The following is a 17886-nucleotide window of genomic DNA, read 5'->3' on the forward strand; positions in this document are numbered from 1 at the left end:
TGTGATGTCCTTCACCTGGGATAACGGTACACCATCAAGCCGCGGCGGCATTTGACCCCCGTCAAGAAACAGCTCTTACGCCTCGGGAATCTCGTCCAGTCCCATGAGGGTCTCCCGCAATTCGTACCGCGCAACGGCGAAGAGCTTCTCCAGGAGCCGCTCCGTCAGGGCTGGGGGATAGAGGGGAAACGACAGACGGTAGATGAGGTCCAGGTAGCCGTCGGTCTTGTTCTCCTCCAGGAAAAGGGCGCCATAGGGGTAGATGGGCGCATAGATGAGCGCCTCCTCCATGACGGCGTCGTCGTCGCTCCAGAAGGGGAGAATCATCTCCAGGCAGAGACAGAGACCAAGCCCCGTGGGGTCGTCGGCCACGAAGAGGAGCAGTTCGTCCTGGGGAGAGCCGCCATGCTCCAGCACCTCGGGGCAGACCGCCGCGGCGGGTAGCACCATGAGCCGGCCGTGCTGGGGGTCGAGACCGTAGAGCCACCCCCTGCGCCCAAGGTGACGCTCGATCCCCTGATAGGCTTTGGTGTGCCACGGGGCGATTCCCCGGTAGAAATCGACACGCAGTTCATCGCGCTTCTCCACCAACACCTCGAAGGGAATGCCGGCTTCATCCCCCTTGGCGGGACGGCCGCCCCGCATCTCCGGGTTATTCACCACCAGCCGAAGATGAGACCGCTTCCGTTCGTCCTTGTCCTGCGTCATAGGCGTTATGCACCCTTTCTGTTGCGTTTGCCGGCTTGAGTTCACTTCCGTGGGATTATACCCCGAAACGCCGCCGGTGCCTATCCTTGTAAAGTCTTCCAGTCCTTGTGAGCGCAAATAAAACGGGAGCTCCCCGAAGGAAGCTCCCGTTCTTCATATCTGACCTGGCCGTGCGTTACTGAACCGGCCGCATCCCCTCGGCCACCACTTCGGCGATGTCCCTGACCCTCGTCTGGCCGGCTTGCTTGTCCTTGAGGCCGTCCTCGAACATGGTCATGCAGTAGGGGCAGGCGACGCAGATGGTGTCGGGGTTCTTCGACAGGGCCTCGGTGACCCGGTTCAGGTTGATCCGGGTGCCGGTCTGCTCCTCCATCCACATGCGGCCGCCGCCGGCGCCGCAGCAGAACGACTCTTCCCGGGCCCGGTCGAACTCGGCCGGGGCCGCGCCGGTGACCGTGGCCACCACCTGGCGCGGGGCCTCGTACACGTCGTTGTGGCGCCCCAGGTAGCAGGAGTCGTGGAGGACTATCTTCCCCAACTCGCTCACCTGGCGGTTCAGCTTCAGCCGCCCGGCGTCCAGGAGTTGCTGGATCAGTTCGGCGTGGTGGATCACCTCCAGCTCCATGCCGTACTGGCGGTAGTCGTTCTTGAGGGTGGTGAAGCAGTGGGGGCACTGGACTATGACCTTGGTCACCCCCCGCTCCCTGAAGATGGCCACGTTCTCCCGGGCCATGCGGTCGAAGACGTACTCGTTGCCCAGGCGCCGGAGGCTGTCGCCGCAGCACTTCTCGTCCTTGCCGAGGATCCCCCAGGAGACTCCGGCCGCATCGAGGATCGTTGCCAGGTTCACGGTCACCTGCTTGCTCCGGGAGTCGAAGCTTCCGGCGCACCCCACGTAGAGGAGGTACTCGGTCTCCCCCTTCTCGAAGGGCTTTACCTCCAGGAGGGAGGTCCACTTGGTCCGCTCGCTGGGGGCGATGCCCCAGGGGTTCGAGCGCTGCTCCATGTTCTCGAAGAGGTTCAGGAGCTCCTCGGGGAACCTGGCCTCCATCTCCACCAGGTGCCGGCGCATGTCGACGATTTTCGGCAGGTGCTCGATGAAGACCGGGCAGGCCTCCATACAGGCGCCGCAGGAGGTGCAGGACCAGATGGCCTCCTCGCAGACGCTCCCCTCGCCCCCCTCGCCGATGAGGGGCACCGTCGGCGCCCCGCCCCGCTTGAGGGTCGGGCCGTTGGCCAGCAGGTTCAGCCGGATGTCGTTTATCACCTGGCGGGGGTTCAGGGGCTTGCCCGTGGTGCCGGCCGGGCAGACGTTCTGGCACCGGCCACACTTGGTACAGGCAAAGCTGTCGAAGAGGTCCTTCCACCCCAGCCGGTCCACCTGTCCGGCACCGAAGGTTCGGCCGATTTCGAAGATCTCGGTCTCCTGGGTGTTGGGCTTCTCTTCCCGGCGGAGAAAACAGTTGGCAATGGCGGTGAAGACGTGCATGTGCTTGGTGAAGGGGATCAGCACCGTGATGAAGGCAATGAGGGCCCCGGCGTGGAGCCACCAGGAGAAATTGAAGGCCGCCTCGAGCTGCGTGTCGGAGAGCCCGGACAGGAGGTTCCCCAGGAAGGACGAAACCGGCATGAACGCGGCAGCCCGTTCCTGGCCCAGAGCAATCTCGGCGGCGCTCACCCCGAAGAAGGCGATCATGTGGACGCCAATGAGGCAGAGTATCAGGTACGACTCGAAGGTGCGCGCCTCGGGGTACGGGGGGAAGACGGTCCGCCGCACCAGGGCCAGGGCGATGGCCACCAGCGTGAGGGCCGACATGACGTCGGAGAGGAAGCGGATCGGGATATAGAGCGCATCGGGGAGCACCGCCAGCCGGGCGGCCGGGAAAACCCCGCTCACGAGGAACTCCACGTTGACGAAGGCCAGTACGATGCAGGCCCAGAAGATGATCAGGTGGTTGAAGCCGAAGCCCTGGCGCAGGACCCGCTTCTGGACGAAGGCGTAGAGGAACATCTCCCTGAGCCCCTCGCCAACCCCCCGAAAGGAGTAGCCGGGGCGTCCCAGGGTGACAAGGCCGAGCCTCTGGTAGAGGCTCCAGGCGAAAAAGGCAAGGGCCGCCAGGATGAGTGGAGTGAAAATGGCCGGATTTGGATGCATGAACGAAACCTCGTATTGTTAGCGAGCAGATTCGGGCGATGCAGGCATCGCCCCTCCAGCGTCATAGTTGCTTCAATGGGTCCTCGGTGCCTGATTCTTGAGTTCCCTGATGTGCTGGGTGATGGCAGGGACGATCTGGAAGAGGTCCCCCACGATGCCGTAGGTGGCCACCTGGAAGATGGGTGCCTCCTTGTCGCGGTTGATGGCGATGACCACGTCCGAATCCTGCATCCCCACCAGGTGCTGGATGGCGCCCGAGATGCCGCAGGCGATGTATATCTTGGGGCGCACTGTCTTCCCCGTCTGTCCCACCTGGCGGTCATGGGGCATCCACCCCGCATCCACGGCGCTGCGGGAAGCCCCGACCACTCCCCCCAGCTCGTCGGCCAGCTCCTGGAGCATGGCGAAGTTCTCCGGGGACATCATGCCCCGGCCACCGGAGATGATGAACTCGGCCCCGGCTATGTCGACCCCCGCCTTCTTGTCCTTGATGATCTCCAGTACCTTGGTGAGGATGCCGGACTCGTCGAGGTCGAACCGCTCCCGGACGATCTCGCCGGTGGCCCCTTCCGTCCACTCGGGCATCTGCATCACGTGGGGACGGACCGTGGCCATCTGGGGGCGGAACTTGTCGCACATGATGGTGGCCATGATGTTGCCGCCAAAGGCGGGCCGGGTCTGGCGCAGGTTCCGCTTGTCGTCCACGTCGAGGCCGGTGCAGTCGGCGGTGAGCCCCGTCTTCACCCGCGTGGCTACGGCCCCGGCCAGGTCCCGCCCCATGCCCGTGGCCCCCATGAGGATGATCTCCGGCCTGTATTTTTCGATGAGATAGCAGCAGGCGTCCAGATAGGGCTCGGTACGGTAGAAGTGGAACACCTTCTGGTCCAGGAGATAGGCCTTGGTGGCGCCGTAGCCGAAGGCCTCGTGGCAGAGGTGCTCCACGTTCTCGCCGATGACCATGGCGCAGAGCTCAACCCCCAGATTTTCGGCCAGCTGGGCGCCGACACCCATCAGTTCCCACGACACCTTGGCCGGCTCACCCTCGGTCTGCTCCACGAAGACCCATACCCCCCGGTAGGCGGAGAGCATCTTCGCGAGGGCGGCCTCCTCGGGGTCCTCCTCGGCGACGGGCGCCGCGCCGGCGGCCTGCTGCTTTGCCAGCTCCTCAAGGATCGCCAGCTCCTCGGGGGTGAAAAACATCTCCAGGGCCTCGGCGGGGCAGACCTTCACGCACTTGAGGCAGCCGATGCACTTCTCGGAGAGGATGATCGGCTCCCCGGCCTCGTTCATCTCTATGCAGTCCACCGGGCAGGCGCTCTGGCACCGCGCGCCACAGGCGATACATTTCCCCGGAATGAGCCGGGCCGTGCCCCGGGGTTTTTTCAGTTTCTTCGGTTCTGACATTGATTCCCTCTGTAGGGGCGGGGTTTCCTCGCCCTTGTCCGGTTGAAGCAGGGCGGGGAAAACCCCGCCCCTGCGTTTTGCTTTACACAGCCAGCAGGTCCTTCGCCAGCAGTTGATCAATGAGCAGACGGGCCGTTCCTGTCGGGTCCGCCAGGCCGTCGCCGATGATCTCACCCTTGTCCCGCTCGGGGGAGAATATCCGGCTCACCCAGGTGGGGGAACCCTTGAGACCGACGGTATTCACGTCGAGTTTCAGCACCTCGTTGGTCCAGACCTTCACGTGGGCGTCCACGGCGGCAAGCCGCATGGTCACCGACGGATAGCGGGGGCGATTCAGCTCCCGCACGGCGGTGATCATGACCGGCAGGGGGGCCTCCACCACTTCGTAGCGGCCTTCAAGCTTGCGCCGGACCTTGATCCGCCCGTTGACCGGATCCAGCTCCTCGACCCGGTCAACGAGGGTCAGCTGGGTGAAGCCGAGTCGCACGGCAATGCCGGGCCCCACCTGGGCGGTGTCGCCGTCGATGGTCTGCTTGCCGCAGAAGACAATTCCCACCTCTTCCCCCGTCTCCTGGGCGATCTGCTTGATGGCGGCGGCCAGGACATTGCTCGTGGAAAGGGTGTCGGCACCGCCGAAGCAGCGGTCGGAGCAGAGGATAGCATCGTCAGCCCCCATGGAAAGGGCCTTGCGGAGCGCCGCCTCGGCATTGGGTGGCCCCATGGAGAGGGCCACGGCCCGGAAGCCGAAGCGGTCCTTGATCCGGAGGCTCTCCTCCAGGGCATGGGTATCGTAGGGATTGACGATAAACGGGATCCCCTCGCGGACGAGGGTGTTGGTCGCAGGGTCAATCTTCACCTGCGTGGTGTCTGGCACCTGCTTGATACAGGCAATGGCGAGCATGAAAATCCTCCCGCCCCGTGAAGGGCTCGACAGTGTCAGACGGGGTGCCCGCAGCGCAGTCAATGGCATATCGGTGACGCGATGGGTGATGCCTCCATCTTCAGCAGCAGGCGATAATACCAGAAAAACAATGACCTTATCAAGTCTATGTTTGCTTAAATTTTAGGCATATTTTTTACTGCGAATAAAAATGCTATTCACCCCATGCTTCCCATGGTAGCAAGGGCGAAGATCCTCTCCGGGACGTAGACCGGCACGGCCCCCACGCACATGAGTACCGTGCGCCCGCTGACGATGAATCCGGCGTCGTTGAGGAGGGCCACTGCCGCCACGTTGCGGACCGGAACATCGAGGATAACCTGCGCCCCGGACTGCAGCCGGGAAAGGGCTCGTCCCAGGAGCCCCGCGGCCACACTGCGGTCCGCGGCGGCCCAGGGGCCAATCTGGAAACCGTCACCACAGGGCTGCGCAACGAGAAAACCCCCTTCTTGCCGCACCACTATCCCCCGGACCGCCACGGCGGCAAGAAGCGCAGCACGTTCGTCCCCCCAGCCGGCACGGTCGAGGGAAATCAATTCGTCCGGACGAACCGGGTCACTGCCCCCCTCCGCCCCCCCCGTGGCCGTTCCGCGCCACCGGACTACACCGTCCATCTCCCGAAACCCCATCCTCTCGTAGAGGGGACGCCCGGCCTCCGATGCGGTAAGCCAGACCGTCTTCACGCCGTCGGTCAGAAGCTCGTCCACGGCCCGGCGCATGAGGCGGGTTCCGAGCCCCCGGCCCCGGGCATCCTTCGCCACGATCAGATTGCCGATCCAGCCGCTCGTGCCGTAGCGAACCGCCGTAACAAAGGCTGCGGGCCGACCTTCCTCCTCTACGGCGAGGCAGCCGCGGGGAAAGCTCCCCAGGAGAAACGCGAACTCCCACGGGTCGCTGACCCATCCCTCGGCGGCGGCAAGGACCAAGAACGCGGGGACGTCGTCGGGGACAAAGGGCCTGATCTCCATGACCTACACGCCGCTGGCCGGCACGGCACAGACCGACTCGCCCACGGTGACATCCCGGCCGATGAGCCCCACGGCGTCAGCCCGGCACTGACGGCAGTGCTTGAACTGGCCGATGATCGACTCGTTCCGCTGCCGGACTCCGTCCAGCTCCTCCGGCGCCGGCGGGACGATATGGGCAAAGTCGGCCTGGGGAATAAGCGGCATGATGTTCATGACAAAGGCGCCGAGCTCCTTGATCTTCCGGCCGATGAGGGGCACCTGCTCCTCGTTGACCCCGGGGATATAGACGGTGTTCACCTTCACCGTCATCCCGTATTCCACGGCCCGCCGGATTCCCTCCAACTGGTTGGCCACGAGGATCTCCGCCGCCTCGACACCGGTGTACCTCTTCCCTCGGTAAAGGATGTGGCCGTAGATTTTCGCCCCCACCGCCGGGTCGAGGGCATTGACGGTTACGGTGAGGCTGTGGAGGTCCAGTTCATGGAGCCGGTCGATGGATTCGGGAAGAAGGAGCCCGTTGGTGCTCATGCACTTGATGAGGGAGGGAAACTCCTCCCCCACGAGGCGGAAGGTTTCGAAGGTCTCCTCGTTGGCCAGGGGGTCGCCGGGGCCGGCGATGCCGATCACCTTGATGATCGGCCCCACCACGGGGCTCGCCATCACCTCGCGGACCTTGACGATTGCCTCCTCCGGGGTGATGAGACGGCTGGTGACGCCGGGGCGGGACTCGTTGGCGCAGTCGTGCCTGCGGCTGCAGTAGCCGCACTTGATGTTGCAGCGGGGCGCCACGGCCAGGTGCATCCTGCCGTTCTTGTGGTGATTGCCGCCGAAACAGGGGTGTCCCTGGATCTTCTTCAGTTGGTCGCATGATGTGGCCATGATCTGCCTCCCGTGCCCAGTGGGGCTCTCCGAACGAAAAAAGCCCGGCGGATGTCTCACGCCGGGCTTCTGTGCCTGTTCCCTGCCAATACCTCATCGTATGGCCTGTGTCTTACCCATTAACATTAAGCGTGCCAGAACTCCCCGAGCGGGACAACTGCATGCAACACCCCGTATTCCATGATTTTTTATCGAGACTAAACAAATTTTAGCTGCCCGTTTTTTGTGGGGTCGATTAAAAAAGAGGCAGCGGAAAGGGGCGCGTTTATTGCATTGTTCTCGCCATGCCCCTTCCCCTCGACCATCAGGATATCCGCTCCCGCGCCCGGGCCGCCTTCGTGGGTCTGGCGGTGGGAGACGCCCTCGGCGCGCCGGTGGAATTCATGACCTCCGGCGAGATACGGGCCAAGTACGGCGTCCTGAAAGAGATAGTCGGCGGCGGGTGGCTGCGGCTCAAGCCGGGCCAGGTGACCGACGACACCGAGATGTCCCTCTGCGCGGCCCGGGCCATCGTCGCAGCCAACGGATGGTCGCTCTGCGGCATCGCCGAAGAGTTCGCCGGGTGGCTCAAGACCAAACCGGTGGATGTGGGAGACACCTGCCGCCGGGGCATCCGGAACTTCATGCTCAAGGGGCTTCTCGAAACCCCCTTCAACCAGTGGGACGCCGGCAACGGCGCCGCCATGCGGATGATTCCCGCTGCCCTCTACACTCTGGGCGACGATGATCTTTTGCAGCGCTGCGCCGTGGAGCAGGCCCGCATCACCCACAACCACCCTCTCTCCGACGCCGCCTGCCTCACCCTGGGGCGGCTCGTCCACCTGGCGCTCCTGGGCGCATCCAAGAGCCGCCTCCGCCGGGAGGTGGACGCCCTCATTGCCGCCCACCCGACCTTCTCCTTCACCACCTACCGGGGTCTTGCCACCGGCTACGTGGTCGACACCATGCAGACGGTCTTCCACCATTTCTTCCGGGGACGCGACTTCGAAGAGTGCCTTGTGGGAACCGTGAACCAGGGGGGCGACGCTGACACCACCGGTGCCATCTGCGGCATGGTGGCCGGGGCCTTCTACGGGATGGAGGGAATTCCACGACGGTGGATAAAGCGGATGGACGGGAAAACAATGGATGAGATTGTATACCTTTCAGGTCAGGTAATCACCCTGTCGCCGGCCCTTCGCGAATAAATCGGTAATTTGTAGCCCACTCCTTGACGAAGAGTGCTTTTACTGCTAAACCTTTAGCTGTATTTAATCAATGCAGTATAATCACTACAGGTTTTGGTCAAGGAGGAACCATCATGAAGCGAACGTCGCGCCTCGCCACTGCACTCTTCGTCTGTTTCGCCCTCGTCGGTGCCGCCGTGGCGGCCCTGGCCGCATCCCCCGTCTTCCCCGTGGACCGGGAATTCTACCCCTACTATCCGTCACTCATCAAGTGGAACAAGTCGTCCGTCCCCTTCAACGCCCCCGAGGTCTGCGGCGGCTGCCACGAAAAACAGTACACGGAGTGGAACGGCTCGGTCCACAGCCTCGCCTTCAAGGACCCGGTCTATCAGGGGGAACTCAACAAGGGGGTCAAGGCCGTGGGCCATGAAATCGCGCGCCAGTGCGAAGGGTGCCACACTCCCATCGGCGTGGTCACCGGCGAGATCAAGGGACCGGGCCTTGCGGGCCTTTCCGCCATCGCCCTTGCCGGCGTTTCCTGCGACGTCTGCCACTCCATCAGCGGCGTGACCCACCAGCAGACCCCGGCCCGGGTCGCCGAGAACGGCTCCTTCATCATGAGCCCCGGCGTGGAGACCACCGGCGGCCAGACGCTCATCAAGCGGGGTCCCTTCCCCAACCATGACAAGTGCGGCGGCGGCTTCCACCAGTGCGAGGAGTCGCCCCTGCACCTCCAGGCCAACCTCTGCGCCTCCTGCCACCAGGTCTATCACTATGAGGACCACTTCCCCATCGAGGCCACACACAACGAGTGGGTTGCCGGCCCCTTTGCCCAGAAGGCAATCATGTGCCAGGACTGCCACATGGTCGACATCCAGACCTTCAAGCGGACCGCCGACCAGTTCGTGAAGCCCGAGCGCAAGGAGTACAAGCACTACTTCAGCGGCGCCAACTACCTCCTGACCTACCTGGCCGCCGGCGCCGCCAAGAAAGCGGGGGACGAAGAACTGGCCAAGAGTCTCATGAACCAGTACGAAATGGCCGTGGAGCGGCTGAAGTCAGCGGCTGACGTGGAACTGACCCCCGTCTACCGCGATGGAAAGCTGGCCGAACTCAAGGTACGGGTGAAGAACATCCGGGCCGGCCATAACCTCCCCACCTCCCTCACCAACGTCCGCCAGATGTGGCTTGAGCTCACCGCCAAGGACGAGAACGGAAAGGTCATCATGTCCAGCGGCGCCCTCAACGCCGACGGGACGATTCCCGCAGAGACCCGCATGTTCGTCTCCGACGGCATGGGAAAAGACTTCCACTTCGCCATCGACCCGTGGAAGGTGGTCGGTTTCTCCAAGCACGACACCATCCCGCCCAAGGGGTGGAAGGAAGTCTACTATGGTCTGACCGCCCCTGCCGGCGTGCAGAAGATCTCCGTGGAGGCAAAGCTCCGCTTCCGCCAGGCCGACCAGAAGGTGGCCGAGGCGCTCCTGGCCGCGGTGCCCGCCGACATCAACCTGGAGCAGACCTACGGCCTCAAGGCGGTGCCTTCCCTCCCCGTGGTTGACATGGTGGTGAAGCAGGCCACGGTAAACGCGAGCATGTAGCATGACCTGAGCAGCCCCTAACAATGGAAAGCCCCGGTGGATCTCTCCATCGGGGCTTTCCATTACGCAGCCGCATCGTCACACCGTACACATGACCCGCCGCACCCGGTACTCCCCCCCGATGACCAGATACTCCCCCTCCCCCTTGAGGATGCTGTTGGGCAGCAGATCGTCGAAGAAAAAGACCTTGGCCAGGGGCGCCCGGATCTCCCAGACGGTGGAGCCGAACTCCCAGGCCCGCTCCTCGATAGACGTAAAGGAGACGAGATTGTTGAACCGGATGATTTTCTCCCGCTTCCCCAGCTCTTCCACCACGTCGTAGTCGTCGGCCCCGAACGTTCCCCGGTAGAGGGTCACCCACCGCTCGCCGGGGAAGCGGCGGGCCAGCTCGTACTGGCAGAACTCGTGGAGGATGTCCAGCTGGGAGTTGATGGCGCTGGTTCGTTTGCTTCCGGCATTACGGTCGACCATGTAGGTATAGTAAGCCTCGGTCTGGGTCCCGCCGATCCTGACCTTGTGGAAGGTGGGGACGATCCCCATGCGGCTCTCCACCCACCCCTTGAGGACGGCCCCTTCCACGGAGTTGGAGTCCATCATCCAGCCGCGGAGATACCGCAGATAGCTGTTCCTGAGGCTCTTGCGGGCCGCGGCGGTCTGCTGCTCCTGCCAGTGGTGAAGCTGGAATTTCACCGACATGTAGTCGTTAAAGACGGTGCCCCGCTCGTCGGGCGAGGCGATGACGTCGAGTCTGTCGAAGAGAAAGCGGTTGGCGAGGCGGACCCCCTGGACTTCCAGGGGGTGGGGATTGTCGTTGAAGTGGCGGGAGGCGATGACCCATGGCGGAAGATTGCAGAGATTGAATCCCGAATTGTTCATGGGTCATCACCTCGTTGTGACGGATGGTGTAGGGGCGGCCCCGTGTGGCCGCCCAATCAGGGCAACCACACAGGGTTGCCCCTACAGGACCTTCGCAATTTCCACAAGGGTCGGCTTGATGGGACCGTCGGCCACGTAGGCGTCGATGCCGAGCCGCTCCATCTCCATTTGCGGGGCCTGGCCGATCTGGGCGCAGACCACGGCCCGGCAGCCGGCCAACGCCCCGGCAATGGCGTCGAGGATGTGGCTCCGCAGGGGATGGTCCACATCGTAGGAGCAGTAGCGCTCCACCTTCTTCTCGTCCACCAGGTTCGCGGCGTCCCCCTCCACGTCGTAGATGAGGAAACGCTCCGCATGGCCGAAGTGCTGGTTGATCTCCCTTCCGTCCTTGGATGCTACGGCGATCAGCATGGCAACCTCCTCCCCCGAAAACACTTCCGGGAACTCGCTTTTACAGAACCACAGGCTCGAAGGTGAAACACTTCTTGGAGCAGGTTCTGCCGCAGGCCTGGCAGCCGATACAGTTGCCGGCGTTTGCCACTTTCATGAACATTTTCGCCGAATCGTCCTCGTCCAGCTCTTCATAGGCAAGCACGTCATGGACACAGACCTTGAAGCAGCGTCCGCAGCCGATACAGGTCTCCTCGTCGATGGCGACGATGAATTGAGGGGTGTATTCGCTCTTGTTCCTTCTGAGTCCGGTGATGTAGGCCATTGTTTCTTCCTCCGATTATGTATGGTAGGGGCGGGGTTCCCCCGCCCTGGGCGCGGGAACCGCGCCCCTACGTGTGAACATCAATCCTCAAACGAGACTTCCTCTCCTTTGTTCATGGCCTTGCGCAGCCACGGCGGCGGGTTCCCCTTGAGCACTTCCTGGAGCTTGCCCACCATGTCGGGGAGACTCACCGGAGAATTGGTCTTCATGGGGTGGATCTTCAGGGCCACCAGCTTCGCCGCCGCAGGGCCGCCGATGGCCATGGTATAGACGATGGCGCACTCCCTGAGGATCGTGGCCCGGGCCGCGATCTTGTCCTCCTCGTCGTCGCCGTGCTGGCCGACGGTGACCGTTTCCACGAAGGAGGAGGCCTCCGGGCCGATCTCCCAGATGTGGAAATTCTTCGCCATGCCGAAATGCTCGTCGATCATCTCGCCGGTTGTTGATGTAAATGCGACTTTCATAGGTAACCCCTTTCTTGAAACACGGAGAGGCAGAGGGCACGGAGAAAAACAAATGGCTTTACGGGGTGAAACCCTAAATCCGTTTTTTCTTCTTAGGGTTTTCTCCGTGTTCTCCGTTGCTCCGTGTTATTCATGCCTTTCAGTTGTGCGCCAGCTTCTGGGCCTCTGCCCCATTGGCCTGGAACAGGTTCGCCGTCTCGAACAGGAGATTCATGGTCCCCCGGTACCCCACCCACATCTTCTGGTGGGCGCCGAGGCGGTCAAAGACCGGGAGCCCCGCCCGCAGGTGGGATTTGATCCCCAGCTTGGCCGCCGCCTGACGGCCGTTGGAATTGGCCACGATCAGGTCGCTCCCCCTGGCCGCCGTCTCCAGGTCCTCCAGGTCCCCCACGAAGATCTCCTTTGCCGGCAAGGCATCGAGCCCCCGCACCCGCGTGGCCGCGATGGCCGCCTGGATCTCGCACCCCATGCCAGCCAGAAAGCCTGCCATGGTCTTGAGGTTGTCCGCCTCCAGGGCGATGGTCACCTTCTTGAGGCCGAACTGGTAGTGGGAGTCCACCATGGCGTCCATGAGGCGGCTCCGCCACCGGCGGAACTTCTCGGGGATGGGCCGGCCCGCAATGGCCGAGAGGGTCTCCATAAAGCGGTCCACCTGGGCCAGGCCCGTGAGGGAGGTGAAGCCGTAGTTGGGCATCCCGCATTTCTCCGTCAGGGCCTCGGCCGCCTTGGCCAGGGAATCGCCGATGAAGAGAGTCGCCGCGCTCCGCCCCGCCTGCCGGATCCGCGCCATGGAAACCCCGCCGGTGGAGAGGGGCGACACCGTCTCGTCGATGTGGCCGTCCAGGGCATTGGCGATGTCTGGGACGATGACCGGGTCGAGTCCGAAGGCCTCGCAGATTTCCCGCACCTCCTCCACGTCGGCGGGAGTCAGGTGGGCGCCGGGGAGGACCGTCACCTGGACGGGGATCGTCTCCCCCGGCTCCGGGACGCTCCTGACGATGGCCTCCACCGTCGCCGCGTACCCCTCCTGGAGGGAGCCGCAGTAGTCGGGTGTCGAGGCCCAGACGACGGGGACCCCGTCATGCTCCGGGTTTTCCTGGCGGAAGTGGTGGATGGCGCTCCGCACATCATCCCCCATGGTTTCGGTGAGCCCCGAGGTCATGACCCCGACCACCTCCGGGCTGAACTTCTCGATCACCTTCTTGAGCCCCTTCTTCAGGTTCTCCCACCCGCCGAAGATGGCGGTGTCCTCGCTCATGGCGGTGGAGTTCAGGGCGATGGGTTCCTTGAAGTGGCGGGAGAGCTGGAGCCGGATGAAGGTGGAGCACCCCTGGGCCCCGTGGAGGAGGGCCAGCATCTGGTCGATCCCCAGGTATGCGAGGGTCGCCCCCAGGGCCGGGGAGTTCTTCTGGGGGTTCACCGTGGCGTTCTTCTGCCTCCCTCCCCCTTGACGGGGGAGGGTCGGGGTGGGGGTGAGGTTGCCATGACCATTGCTCCCCGAACTGGCTTCCCCCTCCCCCTCGCCCCCTCCCGCCAGGGGAGGGGGGAGCAGCGAATCCGAGCTGGGCATTGGCAGGGTCAGGTATGCCCGTGCATGGCCGGCGGCAAGGGTTACCGAAGCCGCCCGTTCCTCCTCGCTCTTCTCCCACGGCGCCCTGGCGTTCAGGACCGGCCAGATGGGGTTGTTCACCGTAAGGTCCAGCTGCTTCGCGAAGGTCACCATCCCCTCGTAGCCGGCATAGGGGTGGGAGCGGCCATGGTTGATGTCGAGGAACGGAGTCTTGGTCTTGAGGGCCAGGAACTTGGTCTTGCCGCCGGCCACGATCAGGTCCGGCATCTTTTCGTACATGACCTGGAGAAGCCCGGCGCTGGAGGTGTCCTCGATGATCCGGGCGTCCTGGTGCATGAGGGCCTTCATCCGGTAGAAGTCCTCCAGGGTCGAGTTCTGGGTGCCGGCGGCCAGGATCTCCACCCCCAGCTCCCGCAGGGCGTTCACCATGGACCACGTCTTGACCCCGCCCGTAAAGAGGACCGACCGCTTCCCTTCGAGCCGCGCCCGGTAGGGGGCGAGCCGCTCCCGGCACGTTGCCTCTTCCTCCTCCAGAAGCCGTTCCACCCGGTCCTGCATGGTCCGCTTCTCCAGCCCCCCCACGGCGTCGTCCAGCTCCCGGGCGATGTCCCGCAGGGCCTTGGCGGTGTCGGTCATGCCGTAGAATGACTCCTCCAGGTAGGGCATGCCGTAGTTCTTCTGCATCTTCCTGGCGAGGTTGGTGAGGCTCTTGGAGCAGATGATGACGTTGAGCTTGGCACGGTGGGCGTAGCGGAGCTCCTCGAACCGGGCGTCGCCGCTGAAACAGGAAAGAACCTGGATGCCGAGCCGCTCGAACAGGGGCAGCATCCCCCAGAGGTCCCCGGCGATGTTGTACTCGCCGATGAGGTTGATGGGGTACTCACCCAGCACCGGCGGCTCGGCGGTGCCGATGACATGCTTGAAGAGAATCTCGCCTGCCAGCCGGTTGCCGATGTTCTTGTCACCGATGAAGCCGGGGGTATTGACCGGGATGAGGGGGATGGCGACCTTTTTCTGGGCCGCCGCGCAGACCGCCTCCACGTCGTCGCCGGTCATGGCGGTGACGCAGGTGGCGTAGACAAACATCGCCTTGGCCTGGCCGCCGTAGCGCTCGGCCAGTTCGAGAATTGCCTTGTAGAGCTTCTTCTCTCCGCCGAAGACCACGTCGTTCTCCAGCATCTCGGTGGTGAAGCCCCGGCGGTAGAGCTGGGACCCCGATGAGCGGGCCCCCCGGTTGTCCCAGGAGTTGCCGGCGCAGGCGATGGGGCCGTGGACCAGGTGGATCACGTCGGTGACCGGCATCAGCACCACCCGGGCGCCGTCGTAGGCGCAGGAGCGCTCGGCCCCTTCCCCCGGCTCCGACTTCTTGCAGAACTTGGGGGCGCCTTTTTCGTGGGTATCGCAGTCGGTTGCGTCGTAGTAGTCGGGCTTTGCCATAGTGTGCCTCGAAACGGAAAAAGGCGCCCCATTCCATGGAATGGTAGGCGCCTTTGCCAGAAGACCGTCGGAAAACTTCTCGTGTTGTCTGACTCTAAGCAGATGACGTGCCAAGGGCGTCAACCGCAGCTAACATGCCGATTTTGCGACAGCCCTCCTCAAAGCCTCCTGCACGGCGACAAACAATGCACACTATTTAAGCAGACCCCGTCGACGGACGCACAGCACATAATCGCCTTGAGTGTATAAATAAAATATTCTGCTCTCGATTGACACTCAATCCTTAGCAGTCTATAATTTTTACCGGAATTCCTGACAATTCAAAGGACGAAACGGTAAAGGGAGGCGGCATGGGAAGCAGAACGCACCAAGGGTTCACCACAAAGAGACGGCGCATCGGCAAATCAATCCTCATGGCTGCGGGGGCATTGCTTCTTGTCGTCGGAGCGGGTGCCTGGGCAGAGGCCGGCTGGTCGAGGGACGGATCGAGCAGTTCGTCTTACTCCGGCAGCAGTTCCGGCAGCTGGTCGGGGAGTGGGTCAGACAGTAGTGGTACGGCGAAATGCACCACCTCAACCGCCAATCTGGGACTGACAACGGCTGACTGCCTCAAATGCCACCCCGGCGGCGAGGTCTCAACCGCCAATGCGGAAAAACACCACAACCTTCTCAAACCACCGAGAAACCTGCAGTGCCTTAACTGTCACAAAATGGTGGAAAACCCGCCAGGAACCTTCACGCCGGTAGTCATCAGAGACTGCATCGCCTGTCACACCTCTGCCGTTCACAACACGGTAACCCATTGCGTTGTGGACACCTGTCGCGGGTGTCACCCGGGCTCGCTCCCCCAGATCCATTCGGGTGGCGGCAGCAGCTCCGGCAGCTGGAGCAGTTACCACAGCGGCAGCTATGGCTCAAGCTCTTCCTCCAGCAGCAATGTGTCATCATGCTATCTCTGCCACACCAGCAAGGACACTCGCGTACAGCAGGCAATCATCAAGGGGCTCGCCGGCCAGACGGTATCCTGCGACAGCTGTCACGGCGGCGGCAGATAGCCCTTTCCCCCACCGCCACGCCCGGAGAAGGCCGGAAGGATGCTTCCGGCCTTCTTCCATCACAGCCACCCCCCCAACACACAAAGAAATTTTTCCCACCCCTTGACGCCCCCCTTTTATTAGGTATTATTCCTACCTGCAACTAATTACTAATAGCGACACCACATGGCAACCATGGCGAAACAGAGAGGTCACAACCAGGAGCAGGTTGACGCCTTTGCACAGGCATGCCGGGATGCGGGCCTGCGGCTCACCCACCAGCGGCTGGAGATCTACCGGGAGCTGGCCGCGGCCACCGACCACCCCTCGGCGGAGGTGCTCCACCAGCGGCTGCGCCGCCGGATTCCCACCCTCTCCCTGGACACGGTCTACCGGACCCTGGCCACCTTCGCCCGCCACGGGCTCATCAACAGGGTGGAGACGGTGGAAAGCCAGTCGCGGTTCGAGGCAAAGGGGATGCGCCACCACCATCTCATATGCAGCAAGTGCCGGGAGATCATCGACTTCCAGTGGCCCGCCATCGACGAGACGGCCCTTCCCGAGGAAATCGCCCCCTGGGGACGCATCGACAGCAGAAACGTCGTTGTCTACGGCATATGCAACAAGTGCCTTGAATGACCACACCCCCTTCCACCACCTCGAAAAGAAAGGAGAATAATGATGAGTGAAGACAACAACTGCCCGGTAACGGGCAAATCCGGCAGCACCTCTGCCGGCAGAGGCAGATCGAACCGCGACTGGTGGCCCAACCAACTGAACATCGGCATCCTTCACCAGCACGCGCCGGCCTCCAACCCGATGAACCCCGACTTCAACTATGCGGAAGAATTCAAGAAGCTTGATCTGGCCGCCCTGAAGCAGGACCTGGCCGCGCTGATGACCGACTCCCAGGAGTGGTGGCCAGCCGACTGGGGGCACTACGGCGGCCTGTTCATCCGCATGGCCTGGCACAGCGCGGGCACCTACCGCATTTCGGACGGGCGCGGCGGCGCCGGCACCGGGAACCAGCGCTTCGCACCGGTCAACAGCTGGCCCGACAACGGCAACCTCGACAAGGCGCGCCGGCTGCTCTGGCCCATCAAGAAGAAGTACGGGAAGAAAATTTCCTGGGCCGACCTGATGATCCTCGCCGGCAACTGCGCGCTCGAGTCGATGGGACTCGAGACCTTCGGCTTCGGCGGCGGACGCGAGGATGTCTGGGAGCCGGAAGAGGACATTTACTGGGGAGGTGAGAGCGAGTGGCTCGGCGACAAGCGCTACTCCGGCGACCGGGAGCTCGAGAATCCGCTTGCCGCCGTGCCGATGGGCCTGATCTACGTGAACCCGGAAGGCCCGAACGGCAACCCGGATCCGGTAGCCTCCGGCCGTGACGTTCGAGAGACCTTCGCACGCATGGCCATGAACGACGAAGAGACCGTCGCGCTCGTCGCCGGCGGGCACACATTCGGAAAATGTCATGGCGCGGGCGATGCGGCGCATGTGGGTCCGGAGCCCGAGGCCGCCGGCATCGAGGAGCAGGGACTCGGCTGGAAGAGCAGCTTCGGCAGCGGCAAAGGCGGCGATACGATCGGCAGCGGCATCGAGGGCGCCTGGAAACCGAACCCGACCAAATGGGACATGGGCTATCTGAACGTGCTGTTCAAATACGAGTGGGAGCTGGTTAAGAGCCCGGCCGGCGCGCATCAGTGGCTGGCCAAGAAAGTGGCCGAAGAGGACATGGTGGCCGACGCGCACGACCCGTCGAAGAAGCACCGGCCGATGATGACCACGGCGGACCTCTCTCTTCGCTTCGACCCGATCTACGAGCCGATCGCGCGGCGCTACCAGCAGAACCCCGAAATATTCGCGGACGCCTTCGCCCGCGCGTGGTTCAAGCTGACCCACCGCGACATGGGCCCGCGCTCGCGCTATCTCGGCCCGGAGGTTCCCGCCGAAGAGCTCCTGTGGC

16 protein-coding genes are annotated in these 17886 nt (G+C 63.4%); 5 read left to right on the plus strand and 11 right to left on the minus strand.

Annotation, left to right across the window (positions count from 1 at the left end; translation table 11 throughout):
- Positions 1-75: 75 nt before the first annotated feature.
- From RCH91_RS02720 to RCH91_RS02745, 6 genes are all read right to left on the minus strand, one after another.
- On the minus strand, positions 76-708 hold the full coding sequence (locus RCH91_RS02720; protein ID WP_306532997.1) for a hypothetical protein: 633 nt from the start codon (positions 706-708) through the stop codon (positions 76-78).
- 175 nt (positions 709-883) lie between these two features.
- A complete protein-coding gene (locus RCH91_RS02725; RefSeq protein ID WP_306532998.1) occupies positions 884-2863 on the minus strand; it encodes a heterodisulfide reductase-related iron-sulfur binding cluster in 1980 nt (659 codons plus the stop codon).
- Between the two features lie 72 nt (positions 2864-2935).
- Positions 2936-4267: an electron transfer flavoprotein subunit alpha gene (locus RCH91_RS02730; protein ID WP_306532999.1), complete on the minus strand. Its 1332-nt coding sequence runs from the start codon at positions 4265-4267 to the stop codon at positions 2936-2938.
- An 82-nt stretch (positions 4268-4349) separates the two neighbouring features.
- Positions 4350-5168: an electron transfer flavoprotein subunit beta/FixA family protein gene (locus RCH91_RS02735; RefSeq protein ID WP_306533000.1), complete on the minus strand. Its 819-nt coding sequence runs from the start codon at positions 5166-5168 to the stop codon at positions 4350-4352.
- A gap of 197 nt (positions 5169-5365) precedes the next feature.
- Positions 5366-6175: a GNAT family N-acetyltransferase gene (locus tag RCH91_RS02740; RefSeq protein WP_306533001.1), complete on the minus strand. Its 810-nt coding sequence runs from the start codon at positions 6173-6175 to the stop codon at positions 5366-5368.
- 3 nt (positions 6176-6178) lie between these two features.
- Positions 6179-7054: a radical SAM protein gene (locus RCH91_RS02745; RefSeq protein WP_306533002.1), complete on the minus strand. Its 876-nt coding sequence runs from the start codon at positions 7052-7054 to the stop codon at positions 6179-6181.
- A 284-nt stretch (positions 7055-7338) separates the two neighbouring features.
- Between RCH91_RS02745 and draG the strand changes: the two genes are divergently transcribed.
- Together draG and RCH91_RS02755 are read left to right on the plus strand one after the other, a co-directional pair.
- Positions 7339-8241, plus strand: a complete 903-nt coding sequence (gene draG / locus RCH91_RS02750) for an ADP-ribosyl-[dinitrogen reductase] hydrolase (protein WP_306533003.1) — start codon at positions 7339-7341, stop codon at positions 8239-8241.
- A 113-nt stretch (positions 8242-8354) separates the two neighbouring features.
- The gene (locus RCH91_RS02755) at positions 8355-9821 is read left to right on the plus strand and encodes a cytochrome c family protein (protein ID WP_306533004.1); all 1467 of its coding nucleotides are present in this window, start codon (positions 8355-8357) and stop codon (positions 9819-9821) included.
- Between the two features lie 78 nt (positions 9822-9899).
- On the opposite strand, the gene RCH91_RS02760 is transcribed toward RCH91_RS02755, so the two are convergent.
- The 5 genes from RCH91_RS02760 to RCH91_RS02780 all read right to left on the minus strand — a co-directional run bounded on the left by RCH91_RS02760 (position 9900) and on the right by RCH91_RS02780 (position 14883).
- On the minus strand, positions 9900-10697 hold the full coding sequence (locus RCH91_RS02760) for an NAD(+)--dinitrogen-reductase ADP-D-ribosyltransferase (protein ID WP_306533005.1): 798 nt from the start codon (positions 10695-10697) through the stop codon (positions 9900-9902).
- A gap of 81 nt (positions 10698-10778) precedes the next feature.
- Positions 10779-11108, minus strand: a complete 330-nt coding sequence (locus tag RCH91_RS02765; protein WP_306533006.1) for a NifB/NifX family molybdenum-iron cluster-binding protein — start codon at positions 11106-11108, stop codon at positions 10779-10781.
- Between the two features lie 40 nt (positions 11109-11148).
- Complete coding sequence (gene fdxB / locus RCH91_RS02770) at positions 11149-11412, minus strand: ferredoxin III, nif-specific (protein WP_306533007.1); 264 nt, start codon at positions 11410-11412, stop codon at positions 11149-11151.
- Positions 11413-11492: 80 nt separating this feature from the next.
- A complete protein-coding gene (nifX, locus tag RCH91_RS02775; RefSeq protein WP_306533008.1) occupies positions 11493-11876 on the minus strand; it encodes a nitrogen fixation protein NifX in 384 nt (127 codons plus the stop codon).
- 139 nt (positions 11877-12015) lie between these two features.
- Positions 12016-14883 carry a bifunctional nitrogenase iron-molybdenum cofactor biosynthesis protein NifEN gene (locus RCH91_RS02780; RefSeq protein WP_306533009.1) on the minus strand — a complete coding sequence of 956 codons (2868 nt, stop codon included), beginning with the start codon at positions 14881-14883 and terminating at the stop codon, positions 12016-12018.
- Between the two features lie 350 nt (positions 14884-15233).
- On the opposite strand from RCH91_RS02780, the gene RCH91_RS02785 reads away from it, so the two are divergent.
- The 3 genes from RCH91_RS02785 to RCH91_RS02795 form a co-directional block, all read left to right on the plus strand.
- Complete coding sequence (locus tag RCH91_RS02785) at positions 15234-15938, plus strand: multiheme c-type cytochrome (RefSeq protein WP_306533010.1); 705 nt, start codon at positions 15234-15236, stop codon at positions 15936-15938.
- Positions 15939-16112: 174 nt separating this feature from the next.
- The gene (locus tag RCH91_RS02790; RefSeq protein ID WP_306533011.1) at positions 16113-16556 is read left to right on the plus strand and encodes a Fur family transcriptional regulator; all 444 of its coding nucleotides are present in this window, start codon (positions 16113-16115) and stop codon (positions 16554-16556) included.
- 42 nt (positions 16557-16598) lie between these two features.
- On the plus strand, positions 16599-17886 hold a 1288-nt coding region (locus tag RCH91_RS02795; protein WP_306533012.1), incomplete at its 3' end, for a peroxidase family protein.

It is taken from the genome of Geobacter sp., from assembly GCF_030834625.1.
Lineage (GTDB): Bacteria > Desulfobacterota > Desulfuromonadia > Geobacterales > Geobacteraceae > Geobacter.